Source organism: Flavobacterium sp. AK-301 (assembly GCF_058310215.1).
Genome location: NZ_JBZEES010000002.1, coordinates 440,615 through 458,611, shown reverse-complemented (window position 1 = coordinate 458,611; position 17,997 = coordinate 440,615). Strand labels below are relative to the sequence as shown.

At 33.4% G+C, this 17,997-nt stretch carries 11 protein-coding genes; 5 read left to right on the top strand and 6 right to left on the bottom strand.

Annotation, left to right across the window (positions count from 1 at the left end; all coding sequences use genetic code 11):
- Positions 1 to 448: 448 nt before the first annotated feature.
- Complete coding sequence (locus tag AC4FQX_RS05530) at positions 449 to 2,146, bottom strand: enoyl-CoA hydratase-related protein (RefSeq protein ID WP_491166677.1); 1,698 nt, start codon at positions 2,144 to 2,146, stop codon at positions 449 to 451.
- 400 nt (positions 2,147 to 2,546) lie between these two features.
- On the opposite strand from AC4FQX_RS05530, the gene AC4FQX_RS05525 reads away from it, so the two are divergent.
- Entirely contained in the window at positions 2,547 to 4,061 is a 1,515-nt protein-coding gene (locus AC4FQX_RS05525) for an NAD(P)H-hydrate dehydratase (RefSeq protein WP_491166676.1), read from the top strand.
- A 315-nt stretch (positions 4,062 to 4,376) separates the two neighbouring features.
- Here AC4FQX_RS05525 and AC4FQX_RS05520 read toward each other — a convergent pair whose 3' ends face one another.
- Positions 4,377 to 5,741: a TlpA family protein disulfide reductase gene (locus AC4FQX_RS05520; protein ID WP_491166675.1), complete on the bottom strand. Its 1,365-nt coding sequence runs from the start codon at positions 5,739 to 5,741 to the stop codon at positions 4,377 to 4,379.
- A gap of 137 nt (positions 5,742 to 5,878) precedes the next feature.
- On the opposite strand from AC4FQX_RS05520, the gene hutH reads away from it, so the two are divergent.
- A complete protein-coding gene (gene hutH / locus AC4FQX_RS05515; protein ID WP_491166674.1) occupies positions 5,879 to 7,393 on the top strand; it encodes a histidine ammonia-lyase in 1,515 nt (504 codons plus the stop codon).
- Between the two features lie 214 nt (positions 7,394 to 7,607).
- Here hutH and AC4FQX_RS05510 read toward each other — a convergent pair whose 3' ends face one another.
- From AC4FQX_RS05510 to AC4FQX_RS05500, 3 genes are all read right to left on the bottom strand, one after another.
- Positions 7,608 to 8,126: a DUF421 domain-containing protein gene (locus tag AC4FQX_RS05510; protein ID WP_491166673.1), complete on the bottom strand. Its 519-nt coding sequence runs from the start codon at positions 8,124 to 8,126 to the stop codon at positions 7,608 to 7,610.
- 35 nt (positions 8,127 to 8,161) lie between these two features.
- Complete coding sequence (gene rimK, locus AC4FQX_RS05505) at positions 8,162 to 9,535, bottom strand: 30S ribosomal protein S6--L-glutamate ligase (protein WP_491166672.1); 1,374 nt, start codon at positions 9,533 to 9,535, stop codon at positions 8,162 to 8,164.
- A 118-nt stretch (positions 9,536 to 9,653) separates the two neighbouring features.
- Positions 9,654 to 12,215: an ATP-dependent Clp protease ATP-binding subunit gene (locus AC4FQX_RS05500; protein WP_491166671.1), complete on the bottom strand. Its 2,562-nt coding sequence runs from the start codon at positions 12,213 to 12,215 to the stop codon at positions 9,654 to 9,656.
- A gap of 259 nt (positions 12,216 to 12,474) precedes the next feature.
- Here AC4FQX_RS05500 and gyrA point away from each other — a divergent pair, with 259 nt between their 5' ends.
- Positions 12,475 to 15,012 (top strand): DNA gyrase subunit A, encoded by a 2,538-nt coding sequence (gene gyrA / locus AC4FQX_RS05495; protein ID WP_491166670.1) that lies wholly within the window; start codon positions 12,475 to 12,477, stop codon positions 15,010 to 15,012.
- A gap of 28 nt (positions 15,013 to 15,040) precedes the next feature.
- On the top strand, positions 15,041 to 16,312 hold the full coding sequence (locus AC4FQX_RS05490; protein ID WP_491166669.1) for a tetratricopeptide repeat protein: 1,272 nt from the start codon (positions 15,041 to 15,043) through the stop codon (positions 16,310 to 16,312).
- 125 nt (positions 16,313 to 16,437) lie between these two features.
- On the opposite strand, the gene AC4FQX_RS05485 is transcribed toward AC4FQX_RS05490, so the two are convergent.
- Positions 16,438 to 17,532, bottom strand: coding sequence for a phage tail-like protein (locus tag AC4FQX_RS05485; RefSeq protein WP_491166668.1), 1,095 nt, complete (start codon positions 17,530 to 17,532; stop codon positions 16,438 to 16,440).
- A gap of 201 nt (positions 17,533 to 17,733) precedes the next feature.
- Here AC4FQX_RS05485 and AC4FQX_RS05480 point away from each other — a divergent pair, with 201 nt between their 5' ends.
- Positions 17,734 to 17,865, top strand: coding sequence for a hypothetical protein (locus AC4FQX_RS05480; RefSeq protein ID WP_491166667.1), 132 nt, complete (start codon positions 17,734 to 17,736; stop codon positions 17,863 to 17,865).
- Positions 17,866 to 17,997: the final 132 nt, after the last annotated feature.

Below are 17,997 nucleotides of genomic sequence, written 5' to 3'. Positions count from 1 at the left end.
TAATAACACAAGAGGATTATATGTAAAAAGTATACCCCAATGGGGTAGTAATAATTGTAGTTGAAATTATAACAACAAAAGACATAACCAAAGTATTGGTTATCATCTGAGAATAATATGTAATATTACTGTTGTACAATTTCGGTTAATTGATTATTAAGAATCTCAAATATAGTCTTTTTTCTATTAAACCAAAAGTTTTTCATGTTTTATATTAAAAAAAAGTATAATTAATTCTTTTCAGTCGCTAAGTTAACTTTAAACATTTCTTTTTTAGTATTTTATAAAAGCAAGAAAAAAGTATAGTTTGAAAGGAGGTAAGGGCAAAATTTAAAATCTCCTCACAGACTTAAAATATCTGTGAGGAGATAAATGTAAACATATTCAAATTATATTGCTGATTTTTATTTTAAATCAGTTGAACAATTAAAAGTTTTAGGATCAAAAATCAGATCATATTTTTTTCTCTTGTCCATTCGGCAATAAGTCTTTCAGGTGTTTTACAAGTAGGTTTTTTGAACACAAAATTCTGTCTTTTCTGAGAGAAACCTTGTCGGTCATTTAGCAGGTCTTCTTTCATTTCTTTTAATTCATTTTCTCTGCATTTTTGTGCTTTTTCAGCATCATAAGATTTTTCATTCTTTTTTCGATTCTGTTTTACAGCTTGTTGTGCCTGCTCAGATAACCAAACTAAAAATTGTTCCGGCTCTCGAGGACCAATTCCTTCTATAAGGCCTAAATTTAAGGCTTCATCAGTACTTATAGGTAAACATTCTGTTGTTAAACGTAATGCTTCTTTTTCGCCAATACGTTTTGGGAGAGTATAGGTCCAGTATTCAGAACCATATAATCCCATAGTGGCATAATGAGGGTTCAGCACAATACCATCTCTGACAAGAACTTGATCGGCAGTTAAAGCCAGCATAACGCCTCCTGCGCCGGAACTACCTGTTACTCCTGCAATTACCCATTGTTTTGCTTCCAAGATTTCTAAACAGACATCGTCAATAGCTTGTATGTTCAGCCATGCTTCTTCTCCCGGATTTTCTGCTGCTTCGATTGTATTTAAATGAATACCGTTTGAAAAAGCATTCCAGCCTCCTTTAATTACCAGTACAGAAGTATCCTGAGATTTTGCAAAACGTAATGCTTCACACATTCGGGTACATTGTTCTGTACTCATTGCTCCATTATAAAATTCAAAAGTAAGTTCTCCGACGGAACCTTTCTGAGTATAATGAATGGTACTGTATTCGTTTTCTGATAAAATACGTTGATTTAAAGAAACGGTCAGGTCTTTTAAGTTTGCTGCTTTTTCTTTTAATACTTGAACAGAAGGACATTTAAATGTGGTCTGACCTTTTACAGGTCGTTTTAATGATCCTATCCATAAACTTTTATCTCCTGTTCCTATCAGAACAGCATCTTCAGAACGAGCCATTAGTTTTCCCGGTTCTCCCTGCTGTTCGCACAGAAAAGCATCAAAAACATGAAATGGTTCACCCTCTATTTCAGTCAGAACCCCTGGAACACCATCTGCTGTATTGATGATATTCAGAATATCTTTTGCCGGCATAGTCCATTCAAAATGACGGTTTATCTGCTTCATATTAGGTTGAAGCTGTCCTTTAATTTTCGGATTATTATAATCTAAAGGAGTTGGTTTATGACCAGATATAAATTTTTCAACAGTTTCAAAGATACATAGCATAGCGGCATCACTGACAAGACTGTTATAAAGAGCTGATTTTCGTATTGGTTTCGGAACTTTAAATTCGTGACTTGCCCAGATTGGTCCGGCATCCATTTCTTCAACTGCCTGTAAAGCAGTAACCCCCCAAACATCCAGTTTATTCATGATGGTCCAGTCCAGAGCAGAAGCTCCTCTGTCTCCCATAATACCGGGATGGATAATAACAACAGGTATTTCTTGATTTTGCCAGAGAACTTCCGGAACCTTATCTTTTAAAAAAGGACAGATAACAATATCAGGCTGAGCTTCCTGAATGGCAGCTGTTACTTCGTCTGGTGTTGTAAACACCACAACACTGATAGAATGTCCTAATTCCTGAAGTGCTAACCAGGCTCTTTGCGTTAATCCGTTAAATGCTGAAGACAGCAAAATAACATTTAATGATTTTTTCATAATAATTTAATATAAAGCAATGTGCTTTTTGATTATACTGTAACAATATACGAATTATTTTTATATTTTTATATTTATTCCGTTTTTATTCTATTTTTATTTTAACATTATTTGTATTTAATTTCAATATAATTTTTGTAACTGTTTATTTTACAGTAAGTTCAGTGTAGATTTGAATATAAAAATTTATTTTTATTATAAATATTGTTAATTAAAAACAAAGCAATACTATTATTTTTTAAATATATTTTTATCTATGTTATATATTTTATTATTAAAATAATTATTATTATCCTCTGTTAGAATTTAGCCTGACGTATCGGTTCAAAATATTTTAAGTATTAAGTCAAAAAAGTATTATACTTTTATAGAAATATAAAACTTAACGGATTTAATTATTATGAAAATTTTTTTTACTCAGAATAGCAGGGATGCGGATGCGTTTACAATAAAGAAACAGAATATTACTTCAACCCATTTAATGGAGCGTGCGGCAACATTTGCCTATCATTGGATAGAGAATGCTTTTCAAGAATCAAAAGCAACTTTTCAAGTGTTTTGCGGTGTTGGAAATAATGGGGGAGACGGGCTGGTTCTTGCAAGACTGTTAAAACAAAAAGGATATAAAGTCAATGTAATTATAGTTGCTTTAAAAGAAAAATATTCAGATGATTTTATTGTTAATCTTGAAAGACTAAATGAGGCAGGAGTTTCAACAACAACTATTTCTGCAGAAACAGCTGTTGCCGCTTTTCCGGAATTAAAATCCAGAGATATTATTATTGATGCTGTTTTTGGCAGTGGATTGTCTAGGATGCCGGAAGAATGGGTCATTAGTCTGTTCAAACATATTAATGCATCAAAAGCGTATACGATTGCAGTAGATATCCCGTCAGGTCTGTTTTTAGATAAAAGTATCTCTAACAGAGAAGCGGTAATCAGTGCAGATCTTGTACTGACTTTCCAGTTACCTAAATTATCATTCTATTTACCTGAAACTTCTGATTTTGTAAAAGAGGTTGTAATTCTGGATATAGGTCTTGATACGGAATTTATAGAAAAAGAACCTACGAATCATTATCTGATAGATAAAAAGGAAATTTTGAAACGTTATAAAGGGATTGATAAATTTACACATAAGGGGATTCAGGGACATACTTTAATTATTGGAGGAAGTTATGGAAAAATGGGAGCTCCTGTGCTTTCGTCCAGAGCAGCATTAAAAGCAGGTTGTGGTTTAGTTACTGCTTATATTCCTAAATGCGGTTATGATATTGTGCAGACATCAGCTATAGAAACAATGGTGATTGCAGATGAAAATGTAACTCATATTTCAGATATTGATTATGATATCAAACCACAGGCAATAGCTATTGGTATGGGATTAGGAAAACATAAAGATACTCAGGCAGCTTTTCATACTTTTTTAAAGAATACTACGACACCTTTATTGATTGATGCAGACGGATTAAATATTCTTGCTGAAAATAAAGAATGGTTTTCTCTTTTACCAAAAGACACTATACTTACACCACATCCGAAGGAATTGGAAAGACTGATTGGAGCTTGGGAGAATGATTTTGATAAAATTGATAAAATCAGAGAGTTTGCTAAAAAATATGAGATTATAGTGGTTGTAAAAGGAGCATATACTCTTATTACAGATAAAGAGAATATGTATGTTAACAGTTCTGGAAATCAGGCTCTGGCAACTGCAGGAAGTGGAGACGTTCTGTCCGGTATAATCACCAGTTTACTAGCACAATCCTATAAAGCGGTAGATGCGGCTATTCTGGGGGTTTATCTTCATGGACTAACAGCAGATGTAACGGTTTCAGATACCGGTTATCAGGCTTTTACAGCTTTAGACAGTATTAAAGGGATAGGGAAGGCGTATTTGAGTATATCAGAATAGAACCAAGAAGAAAGAATCAAGAGCCAAGAAAAAGAGGAGTTTCCTGCTTCGAAAAATCTCTGATTTTGCTAAAGTGTTTGTTAGTCTCTGACTGACGTTATACTTTAAAATTGATAGTATATTACAAAGGTCAGGAGCCTTTAATCACACCTGCAAAGTCAAGAAACCATATCAAGAATCAAGAGGAACTTCTTTTAATTAAAGAAGTTCCTCTTTTTGGTTTAGTCTGTAAAATCTAAGAATCTTTTAGAGCAGTTTTTCTCAATACTCAATACTATCATCTTTTCTCTTGATTCTTTCTCTTTTATCTGGAATTTATATTTTCAGATTATTAAAAAGCTGAATTAAAAGGGCTTTATCTGAAGGTCTTGGAGCATCTGCAGAAACAATGTTACCCTGAGGGTCTAAAAGTATAAATCTTGGAATACCATCAATTGCATAATCTGTCACAAATTGTGATTTCCAATCTTTATCGGCAAATAACTGAATGCCTCCCAGTTTCATGTCGCTAACCATTGAGCGCCATTTTTCATTATCTTTTTCTCTGTCAATAGATATACTTACAAAATGAATGTTTTTTCCTTCATAAAGCGTTTCTATTTCCTGTAAAAAGGGTATTTCTTGTTTACAAGGTCCACACCAGGTAGCCCATACATCAATATAAACATATTTTCCTTTCAGGCTTTCCAGATTCGTTTTTTCACCATTAAAGTTCTCATAATCAAATGAAGGAGAGGGTTTTCCTTTTACTAAGTTTTTGATTTTATTGAATTTAACAGTAAGATCTTCTTTGAACTTATTGTTTGTTGAAAGTGCAGTTAATTCAGTATATAATTTTTCTGAATTCTCATTAGAAGGAGAAATTTCATAAGATAAACTTTTTACTAAAGCATTTTTAATGTTCTGACTTTTTAGGTTTTTCACATATGGTAAAGCCAAATCAGCAAACTGGTCTGTTTCGGATTTTTTATCAGCATCTGCTTTTTCATAAAACTTAGAGGAAACAATTTGTTTATAAGCATTAGAAAACAGGAAATCGGCATCATTGTCTAAATTTGTTTTTTCATCAAATTTAGGAAAGGTTGGAGAGGCTTTAAAATCCGGATTCTGAGCAAAATGCTGATGATAAGTAGGATAGTTAACATAACTTAGTAATACAGCATAATCAATGTTTTTAAGCTCATTGTTCTTGAAATCGGGAGTATCAAACGTTGTCTTTTCCAGTAATGCTAATTGAGCTTTTTTTACTTCTTCTACTTTAGCCAGAAAAGCTTTTTCGTTTAAAGAATAAAACTCAGGAGTTTTACCTGTAAGTTCCTGGGTTAGTTTACTCTTTTCTTTGATATATGTGTTTTCAGAAGCACCTTTTCCGGTAAAAGTGATTGTATTATAGAATTCATCATTACTTGTTGTAATTTTAATATCATTTCCTTTTGCCAGATAAATTTCACCGGAATTATTTTTATTTCCAATAGAATAACTTCCATTGTATTTAATTAATAATGTATCAGCAAAAGTACCATCAGGATTAAGATTAATTTCTTTTTCAAAAGATTCTCCTCTTACAGTAATTTGTCCACCATCGGAATTATCTATTTTCCCGGATAATATAGCATAATCAGGGGTTTTACTGCAAGAAGCTAAAAGGATAAGGGTCAGTAAGCTAAAAGTTTTTTTCATTTTGTACATAGGGTTAGTTTCTCTCAAAGTTAGAGATTTTAAGGTCAGAAAATAATTTAATTATTAAATATTGTTAATAAACTTTGCTTTTTAGAAAAGGTTTGCTGAATTTTGGGAACTCAATTATAAAAACAAATATGGAAAACACACATTATATCTGCGCCGAAATCCTTTCGATTGAATCCTTAGAGGAAATCCTTCTTTACAATAAAACTTTGGCATTATCAGAAGAAGCAAAGGTCAGTATAGAAAAATGCAGAACTTATCTGGATAATAAAATGCAGTCCCATAAAGAACCGATTTATGGTATCAATACCGGTTTTGGTTCTTTGTGTAACGTAAAAATCTCTAATGAGAATTTATCTCAATTACAAGAGAATTTAGTGAAGTCCCATTCCTGCGGAACAGGAGAGGAAGTACCTCAGGAAATTGTAAAAATAATGTTATTACTTAAAATACAATCTTTAAGTTATGGACATTCAGGAGTACAATTAGAAACAGTAGAACGTCTGATTGATTTTTATAACAATGATATTCTTCCTGTGGTATATTCACAAGGATCTCTGGGAGCATCAGGTGATTTAGCACCATTAGCACATTTATCGTTGCCATTAATCGGAGAAGGAGAGGTTTATTTCAAAGGTAAAAAACTATATTCAGGGGAAGTATTGTCTCATTTTGGATGGAAAAAAATTATTCTAAAATCAAAAGAAGGGCTGGCTTTACTGAATGGTACCCAGTTCATGAGTGCTTTTGGAACTTATATATTAATGAAAGCTGCTAAATACTCCTATCTGGCAGATTTAATAGGAACAATTTCGTTAGAAGCTTTTGATGGTCGTATTGAACCATTCAACGATCTTATCCATTATATAAGACCTCATAAGGGACAGATTGTAACAGCGCAAAGGATATCTTCCTTTTTAGAAGGAAGTGAGATTATAGCACAACCAAAAGAGCATGTGCAGGATCCTTATTCTTTCCGTTGTATGCCACAAGTACACGGAGCATCAAAAGATGCAATAGATTATGTTAAAAAAGTATTTAAAACAGAGATCAATTCTGTTACAGATAACCCAAATATCTTTATTGAGGCAGATCAAATCATTTCCGGAGGAAACTTCCATGGACAACCTTTAGCAATTTCATTAGACTTTTTAGCTATTGCTATTGCAGAATTAGGAAGTATCTCTGAAAGAAGAACTTATCAGTTAATTTCAGGTTTAAGAAACCTTCCTGCTTTCTTAGTAGATAATCCGGGACTGAATTCAGGCTTTATGATTCCGCAGTATACTGCAGCAAGTATAGCAAGTCAGAACAAACAACTGGCAACTCCTGCAAGCATTGATTCTATTGTTTCTTCAAACGGACAGGAAGATCATGTAAGTATGGGAGCAAATGCTGCAACAAAGGCATTAAAAATTATTGATAACTTAGAAACTATTCTGGCAATTGAATTAATGAATGCTTCTCAGGCAATTGAGTTCAGAAGACCTTTACAGTCCAGTGAATTTATTGAAACGTTTTTAAAAGCGTACAGAGAAGATGTTCCTTTTGTAAAAGAAGACAGAATATTGCATTATGATATCAAGAAAACAATTGCTTTTTTAAGCGGTTTTCAGGTAGATGAAGAAGTAGCAGTAGCAGAGTAATCTTTTTTCGATTATTCGATAGTTTGATTTTTAGATCATTAGATTATAAAAATGAGCTGTAAAAAGAATTATAAATAAGAGGTTGTCTAATTTTTAGGCAACCTCTTGTTTTTTTGAATAATAATTTGATTCATTCTTATAATAGAAAACGCCCTGCTTCGCAAAATATCTGATTTTGAGAAAGTGTTAGCCAGTTTCTGACTTATAATCTTAATTAATTAGAACTTCCGCTAAGAGATTTCCTATTATGTCTGCGTTTATATTGTGTGTGTTTTAGGTTTTGTTCACCTGAAATGATACTGATATTACCGTCTATTTCTAACATAGCCAGTTTAACATCCTTATAGTATTCAATTCCATGTTCACGCATTGCTTCTACTAGTTCATCTGATGTAATCCCCAGTTTTGCTACCGTTTGAAATTCTATTTTTCCATTATGGATTAGTATTTCCGGTTTGTTCTGTATAAAATCTCCAAGTCTTTTATATCTGAACATCAGCTTCTTTAGAATATAATTAGCAAGAAACAGAACACTGGCTGCCATTAAACCTCCCCAAAGACTGGTATCACTGCCCACCATTGCATTCTGAACAGAATTACTAATTAGTAATATTAATATAACATCAGCAGTATTAAGCTGTGAAAGTTCTTTTTTTCCAAAAATACGCAACGCGATAACCATAAAAAGATAAACGGAAATACTTCGTAACATTATATCTAGATAAGGATTCATCTTTCAGGTAGGATTTGAAGGTTATAAGATATTTTCTATATTTTCCATTTAAAATTCTTTTCAATGGCTTTGATCATTTCGCCCGCAATATCTTTATTTGTTGCTCCTTCTATACCTTCAAGACCGGGAGAGGAGTTTACTTCTAACAGAAGTGGTCCTTTTGAAGAGCGAATAATATCGACTCCTGCTACTTTTAAATTCATTGCTTTTGCCGCTCTGATTGCAATCCGTTTCTCTTCAGGAGTAACTTTGATTACAGAAGCGGTTCCTCCTAAATGGATATTAGCTCTAAATTCACCTGGTAATGCTTCACGCTGAATGGCAGCAACAACTTTCCCGTCAATTACAAAACAACGGATATCCTTTCCATTTGCTTCTTTAATGAATTCCTGTACTAATATATTGGCATTTAAACTTTTAAAAGCATTGATGACACTTTCTGCTGCTTTTTTTGTTTCTGCAAGAACAACACCTTTTCCTTGAGTACCTTCTAATAATTTTACAATTAGGGGAGAACCACCCACCATTTTGATAAGATCATTAGTATCTAACGGAGAGTTGGCAAATCCCGTAGTCGGAATATCTACACCACTGTTTAAAAGTAACTGTAAAGAGTATAATTTATCTCTTGATTGACTGATTGCAGAAGATGAATTTAGACAAAATACTTTTAAAGCCTCAAATTGTCTGGTCAGGGCACATCCGTAAAAGGTCATACTTGGTCGGATACGTGGGATAACAGCATCAAAATTATCTAAAACGCGACCACCCCGGTAATGAATTTCCGGATTATTAGCATCTAATTTCATATAGCAGTATTTCAGATTCAGAAAATGCATTTCATGACCTCTCATTTCACCTGCCTCAATAATTCTTTTATTGCTGTATAGTTCAGGATTACTAGCTAAAACACCAATTCGTAAACCAGATTTATTAGGTATTGTTTTATCGTAGTATTCTTTTAATTTTTCAATAGAAGGCTGTCCTAATAAGTATTCTCTTTCCGGATCAACCATAACTCTGCCACTCATTGCTTCGCGTCCCAGTAACATTCTGAATCCCATTGAATCTCTGTTTGTCAGTGTGATCTCAATAGGCCAGTGACTACCTCCTATTTCTACTTCAACTTTAATAACATAACGCTGTTCTCTGAAGCCACTTGAGCTTTTAACAATCCTTTTATCTACTAAAGGAGATTCACAATGAATAACAGTTTTTACATTATTCTGAATAGGATTAATGTCAAATTTTACCCAGTTCTCACCATCTTTAATAAATGGAGCGATGTTGATAGCATGCAATGCAGAAGTTTTTGCTCCTGAATCAACTCTTGCTTTAATTGTTGGAATTCCTAATGATGGAAACGAGCACCATTCTTCACTTCCTACAATGACTTTATCTTGTGACATATGATTATGTTTGATTGAAACAATCTCCGAAAGTACTACTTTTTCTGAAACTGACAATTATTCTTCAGGAACTTATGAGAACAAAAGATTTCTTTGTAAATACTATAAAAAAAACCTACTAATTAGTAGGTTTTTCATTGGTTGGTTTTTCTATTTTTTTAATATCCACTGTCAATTCTTGTGAAGCATCGTCGAGATCCATAAAGATCTCATCACCTTCTATAATTTTTGATGTAATAATCTTTTCTGCTAAAGCGTCTTCAACATATTTCTGGATTGCTCTTTTTAGAGGTCTGGCTCCAAATTGTTTATCAAAACCTTTTTCGGCAATAAAACTTTTTGCTTTATCAGATAGTTTTAATTCATATCCCAAATCTTTAACACGGGCATATAATTTATTTAACTCAATGTCAATAATTACATTGATATGCTCTTTCTCTAAAGGATTGAATACAATTACATCATCAATTCTGTTTAAAAATTCAGGAGCAAAGGCTTTTTTCAATGCATTTTCAATAACTCCTTTAGAATGTTCGTCAGCTTGTGCCACTTTGGCAGATGTTCCAAATCCAACACCCTGACCAAAGTCTTTCAACTGGCGTGCACCAACGTTAGAAGTCATTATGATAATGGTATTTCTAAAGTCTATTTTACGTCCTAAACTGTCTGTTAAGAACCCGTCGTCTAATACCTGTAACATCATATTGAACACATCAGGGTGTGCTTTCTCAATCTCATCAAGTAATACAACGGCATAAGGTTTTCTTCTCACTTTTTCAGTAAGTTGTCCACCTTCTTCGTAACCAACATATCCCGGAGGTGCTCCGACTAATCTGGAGATAGCAAATTTCTCCATATATTCACTCATGTCAATACGGATCAGCGCATCTTCAGAATCAAACAATTCTTTAGCCAGAACTTTAGCCAGTTGTGTTTTACCAACACCGGTCTGTCCTAAGAAAATGAAGGAACCAATCGGTTTGTTCGGGTCTTTCAGACCAGCTCTGTTTCTCTGTATAGAGCGCGCAATCTTTAATACTGCTTCATCTTGTCCGATTACTTTATCTTGAATAAGATCGGATAGTTTTGCTAATTTATTGCTTTCTGTTTGAGCAATACGATTCACAGGGATTCCGGTCATCATTGAAACCACATCGGCAACATTATCTTCTGTTACCTCAATACGGTTATTCTTTGAATCTTCTTCCCATTGTTCCTGTGCAATAGCCAGATCTTTTTCAAGACGTTTTTCATCATCACGGAGCTTAGCAGCTTCTTCATATTTTTGTTTTTTAACAACGGTGTTTTTGTCCTCTCGAACTTCTTCCAGTTGTCTTTCTAATTCTAATATTTGTTTAGGAACGTTAATATTAGTAATATGAACTCTTGAACCTGCTTCATCCAGTGCATCAATAGCTTTATCCGGAAGGAAACGATCAGACATATATCTGTTTGTTAACTTCACACAGGCTTCGATTGCTTCATGAGTATAAGTTACATTGTGATGATCTTCATATTTGTTCTTTATATTGTTTAGTATTGTAATTGTTTCTTCTACTGATGTAGGTTCAACAATTACTTTTTGAAAACGTCTTTCTAAAGCACCGTCTTTCTCAATATACTGACGGTATTCGTCAAGAGTAGTGGCACCAATACATTGGATTTCACCTCTTGCAAGAGCAGGTTTGAACATATTAGAAGCATCAAGAGAGCCGGTAGCTCCGCCTGCACCTACAATAGTATGAATTTCATCAATAAAAAGAATAATATCATCATTCTTTTCTAATTCATTCATAACTGCTTTCATTCGTTCTTCAAACTGCCCACGGTATTTTGTACCGGCAACTAAACTGGCTAGATCAAGCGTTACCACTCTTTTATTGAACAGAATACGTGAAACTTTTTTCTGGATAATTCTCAGTGCAAGACCTTCTGCGATAGCAGATTTACCTACACCGGGTTCACCTATCAAAAGAGGATTATTCTTTTTTCTACGGCTTAAGATCTGAGAAACTCTTTCAATTTCTTTTTCTCTGCCAACTACAGGATCTAATTTTCCTTCTTCGGCCATTTCAGTAAGATCTCTACCGAAATTGTCCAGTACCGGAGTTTTAGATTTTTTGTTGGCTTTGTTAGGAGGAGTATTGAAAGATCCCTCTTTTAAAGCGTCGTCCTGTCCTGGATCGTCACTGAATGATTCTGCTCTCGGAAGGTCGTCAGTGTTGTAATCTTCTTCGTTTGTCATCATATTTAGAAATTGTTCTTTGACTAGATCATAGTCGATTTTTAGTTTATTCAACAATTTTGTAGTTGGATCATTATCATTTCTGAGAATGCAAAGTAATAGATGAGCAGTATTTATAGAGCTGCTCTGAAATACTTTGGCTTCTAGAAAAGTAGTTTTCAAAGCCCTTTCGGCTTGGCGTGTCAAATGAAGATTTTTCTTTTCATTACTACGCTCGATACTTGGGTTAGCAGGACTTAATATTTCCACTTTTCTTCTAAGATATTCTAAATCAACCGATAAGTTGTTTAATATATCAATAGCTTTCCCGTTTCCGTCTCTCAATATACCTAACATCAAATGTTCTGTGCCAATAAAGTCATGGCCTAAGCGTAATGCTTCTTCTTTGCTGTAGGTTATAACATCTTTTACTCTTGGTGAAAAATTATCATCCATAATAATAAGTTTGGTACTATAAATTTACTAATAATAACAATATGAAAGCAAAAACTATTCCTCGAGTTTAGTGCTGTCAGCTAAATGACAAAAAATTATCTGAAAATAAAAATTTAATAGCATTTATTTTTTTCATTTATTAACATTTAAGATTGTTAATAAATCTTTTAAATTATTCAGTATTTATAGGATGAAAAAACTTATAAATACGTAAATTGGCACGTTTTGAAGTTAAACTAATTTTTAATAATAAATACTTATGTCTGAAGGAGAAAAGTTAATTCCTATTAACATTGAGGACGAAATGAAATCATCCTACATCGATTATTCGATGTCGGTTATTGTATCAAGAGCGCTTCCTGATGTTAGAGATGGCTTGAAACCAGTGCATCGAAGAGTACTATATGGTATGTATGAATTAGGAGTTTTTGCTAATAAAGCTCACAAGAAATCAGCAAGAATTGTCGGGGAAGTTTTAGGTAAGTACCACCCGCATGGAGATACTTCCGTATATGACGCTATGGTTCGTATGGCTCAGGAATGGAGTTTGAGATATCTTTTAGTTGATGGCCAGGGTAACTTTGGTTCTGTAGATGGAGATAGTCCTGCTGCAATGCGTTATACAGAAGCGAGAATGCGTAAGATATCAGAAGACATTTTGGCAGACCTTGAAAAAGAAACAGTAGATTTTCAGTTAAACTTTGACGATACCCTTTATGAACCTAAGGTAATGCCTACCAGAGTACCTAATTTACTTATAAACGGTGCATCAGGGATTGCAGTAGGTATGGCTACTAATATGCCACCTCATAACTTAACAGAGGTTATAGATGGGACATTAGCATATATTGATAATAATGATATTGAGATAGATGAACTTATGAACCATATTAAAGCCCCTGATTTTCCAACAGGAGGTACTATTTATGGATATGACGGAGTTCGTGAAGCATTTAAGACAGGAAGAGGAAGAGTTGTAATACGTGCTAAGGTCAATTTTGAAGAAATTGAAGGGAGAGAGTGTATTATAGTTACTGAAATCCCATATCAGGTGAATAAAGCTGAAATGATTAAAAAAACAGCTGATCTGGTAAATGATAAGAAAATAGAAGGTATTGCAAATATTAGAGATGAATCGGATAGAAACGGTATGCGTATCGTTTATATCTTAAAGCGTGAAGCGGTTCCTAATATTGTTCTAAATACATTATATAAATTCACACAACTACAATCTTCTTTCAGTGTGAATAATATTGCATTAGTGAACGGAAGACCAGAAATGCTGAATCTGAAAGATTTGATCCATTATTTCGTAGAACACCGTCACGATGTTGTGATTAGAAGAACACAGTTCGAATTACGTAAAGCAGAAGAAAGAGCGCATATATTAGAAGGATTAATCATTGCTTCTGATAATATAGATGAAGTAATTGCTCTTATTCGTGCTTCAAGCAATACAGAAGAAGCTCGTGAGAAATTAATAGAAAGATTCAAACTTTCCGATCTTCAGGCTCGTGCTATTGTTGAAATGCGTTTAAGACAGTTAACCGGTTTGGAGCAGGATAAACTGAGAGCAGAGTATGAAGAATTAATGAAATTAATTACGCGCTTAAAAGAATTATTAGCAAGCAAAGAATTGCGTATGGATCTTATTAAGGAAGAGCTTGTTGAGATCAGAGAGAAATATGGTGATGACCGTCGTTCTACAATTGAATATGCAGGAGGCGATGTAAGTATTGAAGATTTAATTGCAGATGAGAATGTAGTTATTACTATTTCACATGCCGGTTATGTTAAGAGAACACCTCTTTCTGAATATAAAACACAGAACAGAGGAGGAGTAGGACAAAAAGGAGTGGCTACAAGAGATCAGGATTTCTTAGAGCATTTATTTGTGGCTACAAATCACCAGTATATGATGTTCTTTACTCAGAAAGGAAAATGTTTCTGGATGCGTGTTTATGAAATTCCTGAAGGAACTAAAACAAGTAAAGGAAGAGCTATTCAAAATCTGATTAATATTGAGAATGATGATAAAGTAAAAGCATTTATCTGTACTCAGGATCTGAAAGACGAAGACTATATCAACAGTCACTATGTGATTATGGCGACTAAAAAAGGTCAGGTTAAGAAAACTTTACTGGAGCAGTATTCCCGTCCAAGATTAAATGGTATTAACGCGATTACGATTAAAGAAGATGATGAATTACTAGAAGCAAAATTAACGAATGGTGACAGCCAGATTTTAATTGCTGTTAAATCCGGTAAACTGGTTCGTTTTGAAGAAGGTAAAACAAGACCAATGGGACGTAGTGCTTCAGGAGTTCGTGGTATTACTTTAGGTAATGATAAAGATGAAGTGATCGGAATGGTTTCTGTAAACGATATGAGCAGTGAAATTCTTGTTGTTTCTGAGAATGGTTATGGTAAACGTTCCAGTCTGGACGATTACAGAATTACGAACAGAGGTGGTAAAGGGGTAAAAACACTGAATATCACAGATAAAACAGGACAACTGATCTCCATCAATGGTGTAACAGATAGTGATGATTTGATGATTATTAATAAATCAGGACTTACGATCAGAATGGCTGTTTCTGATTTAAGAGTTATGGGTAGAGCTACTCAGGGAGTTCGACTAATCAATATTAAAGGAAATGATTCTATTGCTGCGGTTACAAAAGTAATTCGTGAGGAAGAGGATGAAAACCCAGATATTGATGTTGATACTGCTGAATTTTCAGAAGATGGAGTAGAAGATACTCCTGATACAGATACAGAAGAAACTCAGGAATAAACAGGAACACTATAAATTTAATTTAAACATGAAAAGTAAATATCTAATACTAGCATCATTAGCTTTTATTTCAGTAAGTTCTTTTGCTCAGAAAGAAGAGTTAAAAGCTGCGGAGAAAGCTTTAAAGAGTGGAAATTCTGCTCAGGCTAAAACAACCTTACAACAAGCAGAAGCTTTAATAGCGAATGCTGATGACGCTCAGAAAGCACAGTTTTATTTCTTAAAAGGAAATACGTATCTTGATTTGGCAAATAAAAAAGTGGAAGCCGGTAAAAATTTACAGGATGCAGCTAAAGCGTATCAGGAATTGATCGAAATAGAAAAAAAATCAGGGAAAAACAAGTATTCAAAGCAGGCAGAAGCATCATTAACACAGGTTAGAAGTGGTTTAGTGAATAGTGCAATTGCTGATAATGAGTCTAAAAATTATAAAGAAGCGGCAGCAAAATTATTTAATGCTTATGCTCTGAATAAAAAAGACACTATTTATTTATATTATGCAGCTTCCAGTGCCGTAAACGGTCAGGAGTATGATACTGCAATTCAATATTATGAAGAGTTATCTAAACTGGGATTTACCGGAAAAAGTAAAACGTATACAGCAAGAAACAAAGCTACCGGTGAAGTAGAGAATTTTGGTAATAACAAAAACACCCGTGATCTGATGATTAAGGGTGGTTCTTATACAGATGCAGGTGTTGCTGTTGAGGAATCTAAAAAAGCAGAGATCATCAAAAATATTGCTTTGATCTATAACCAAAAAGGAGATAAAGAAAAAGCAAAAGCAGCGATTGTTGAAGCTAGAAAAGCAAATCCGGGTGACGTTAACTTATTAATGACAGAAGCTAATTTATATCTGGAAGAAAAACAGATGGATAAATATGAAGCACTGATCAAAGAGGTTTTATTAAAGAATCCAAATGATAAAACTTTATATTTTAATTTAGGTGTTATTAGTGCACAGGCTGGAAATAAAGATAAAGCTGTTGATTATTATAAAAAAGCAATTGAGATTGATGCAGAGTATTTAGTGGCTTATCTTAACTTAGCGATCTTACACCTTGACGGTGAGAAAAAAATCGTTGATGAAATGAATGCTTTAGGAAATAGTGCAAAAGACAATCAGCGTTATGAAGTTCTGAAAAAAGAAAGAGAAAATGTATATAAAACCGCTTTACCTTATCTTGAAAAAGCATACAATTTAGACACTGGTAATACAGATGTTTCTAATACATTATTAAACGTTTACGGAGCACTTAATATGGATGCTAAATATGATGCTTTGAAAGCGAAACAATAAGTTTTTCTTTGAAAATAAAAAAGCCTAAATAATATTTAGGCTTTTTTATATTAATTGATTGTTTCTCTAATATATTTAAAATCTCAATAAACAGTTTTTTAAAATTATTTGGGAAATAGAATTAATTATATTTTATTAATAGTAACATTAGTAACATTCCCTGAACCTGTACTTCCTGAATCATCTTTTTTAACAGTATGACTACCACCACCGGAAACCATTTTTAATTTTTGATTTTTTTTGACCAGTACTACAGTGGAATAGGTCATTAAAAAAGAATCACTTGTAAATTCATGTTTAACATAGTTAGATGCTCTTCCGTAATATTTCAGATTTCCTTTATCATCGATTATTTCTGTGCCTTGTATGCCTAATAATAATTGTGTTTCCGTATTGGCAGTTAAACCTGTATAGCCAGCTTGTAATGTTATTAAATAGTTTCCTGCTTCATTAAACGTTATATGACCTGTGATAGCATCATAGGAATAAATAGCCGAAGTCACTATAGGAGTATCATAAATAAGGGTAATTAACTGAGTTTTTTTCTCTTGATTTTCTTTTAATTTTGCATGAAATAGAGAATAGGCAGATGTTTTCGATATTTTAACCACTCCGTCTGTTCCGGCTACAAGTGATTTTTCTTCACCGTTAGCTTCTTGTAATCCTTCCAGTTTTAAAGGGTTTACATCTTTTATATGTAGTTTGTTCGTTGGGGTTAGTGTTCCCATACCTGTATTTCCATTTGAAGTAATGCGCATGCGTTCCAGATTATTGGTTGTTAAAACAAGATCGTTATTATCTTTTGTACCTATAAAATGATTGTTAGCAATAGTACCTATTGGAGAAGTACTTGCAGGAGTGTTTATATTTCCTGTATTATTCCAGTTTTTTCCTTCGGATTCTATTTTTATCCATTTAGTTCCGTCATTATAATAAAAACCGGGAGTTACATCATAAGGAACTGTTCCTGATGTAGCCATATTATAAATAAGTATACCTGCGGTATGAACGTTCAATGGTTCCGGTTTATTGGTTGCTATTAGGTTTATTCTTGGTATTAAAAGACCTTTAGTGTTGCTTTCCAGTTCTAATACGGCATTATTATTTAGAGTGCGTGCAGTATTGTTATCTGAAATTTTGGTTTGTGCAATAGACGATGTATAATATAAACTTATTATAATACTTAATATAGCAATTTTTGAATAAGAGGTTTTAATCATTGTTGGTTATGTTGATTTTTTTGGACTGCAAAAGAATTCAAATAAAAGAAGTTAGCCAAATAAAAAAGTAGTCAGAAGTAGTCATTTTTTTATTATTTAAAAATAACTAGGTTTTTTAAGATATATTCAACAACTCTGAGGAGCTTTTTCTTTACGAGAAATAGTAAATCTAATAACTATATCAACAGTTACTATGTGATTATGGTGACTAAAAAAGGTCAGGTTAAGAAAACTTTACTGGAGCAGTGTTCCCGTCCAAGATTAAATGGTATTAACGCTTCAGGAGCCACTAAGGGGGATGCTAAATATGATGCGCTGAAAGCAAAACAATAAGGCTTCATATTAAAAAAGAATTATAAAAACCTGGATAATAATGTATTATTCAGGTTTTTATGTTGATGATTGTATTGTTCTGAAATATATATGGGGAAACTCAATATAAGAGGCTATTTTCAGGATAAAAAA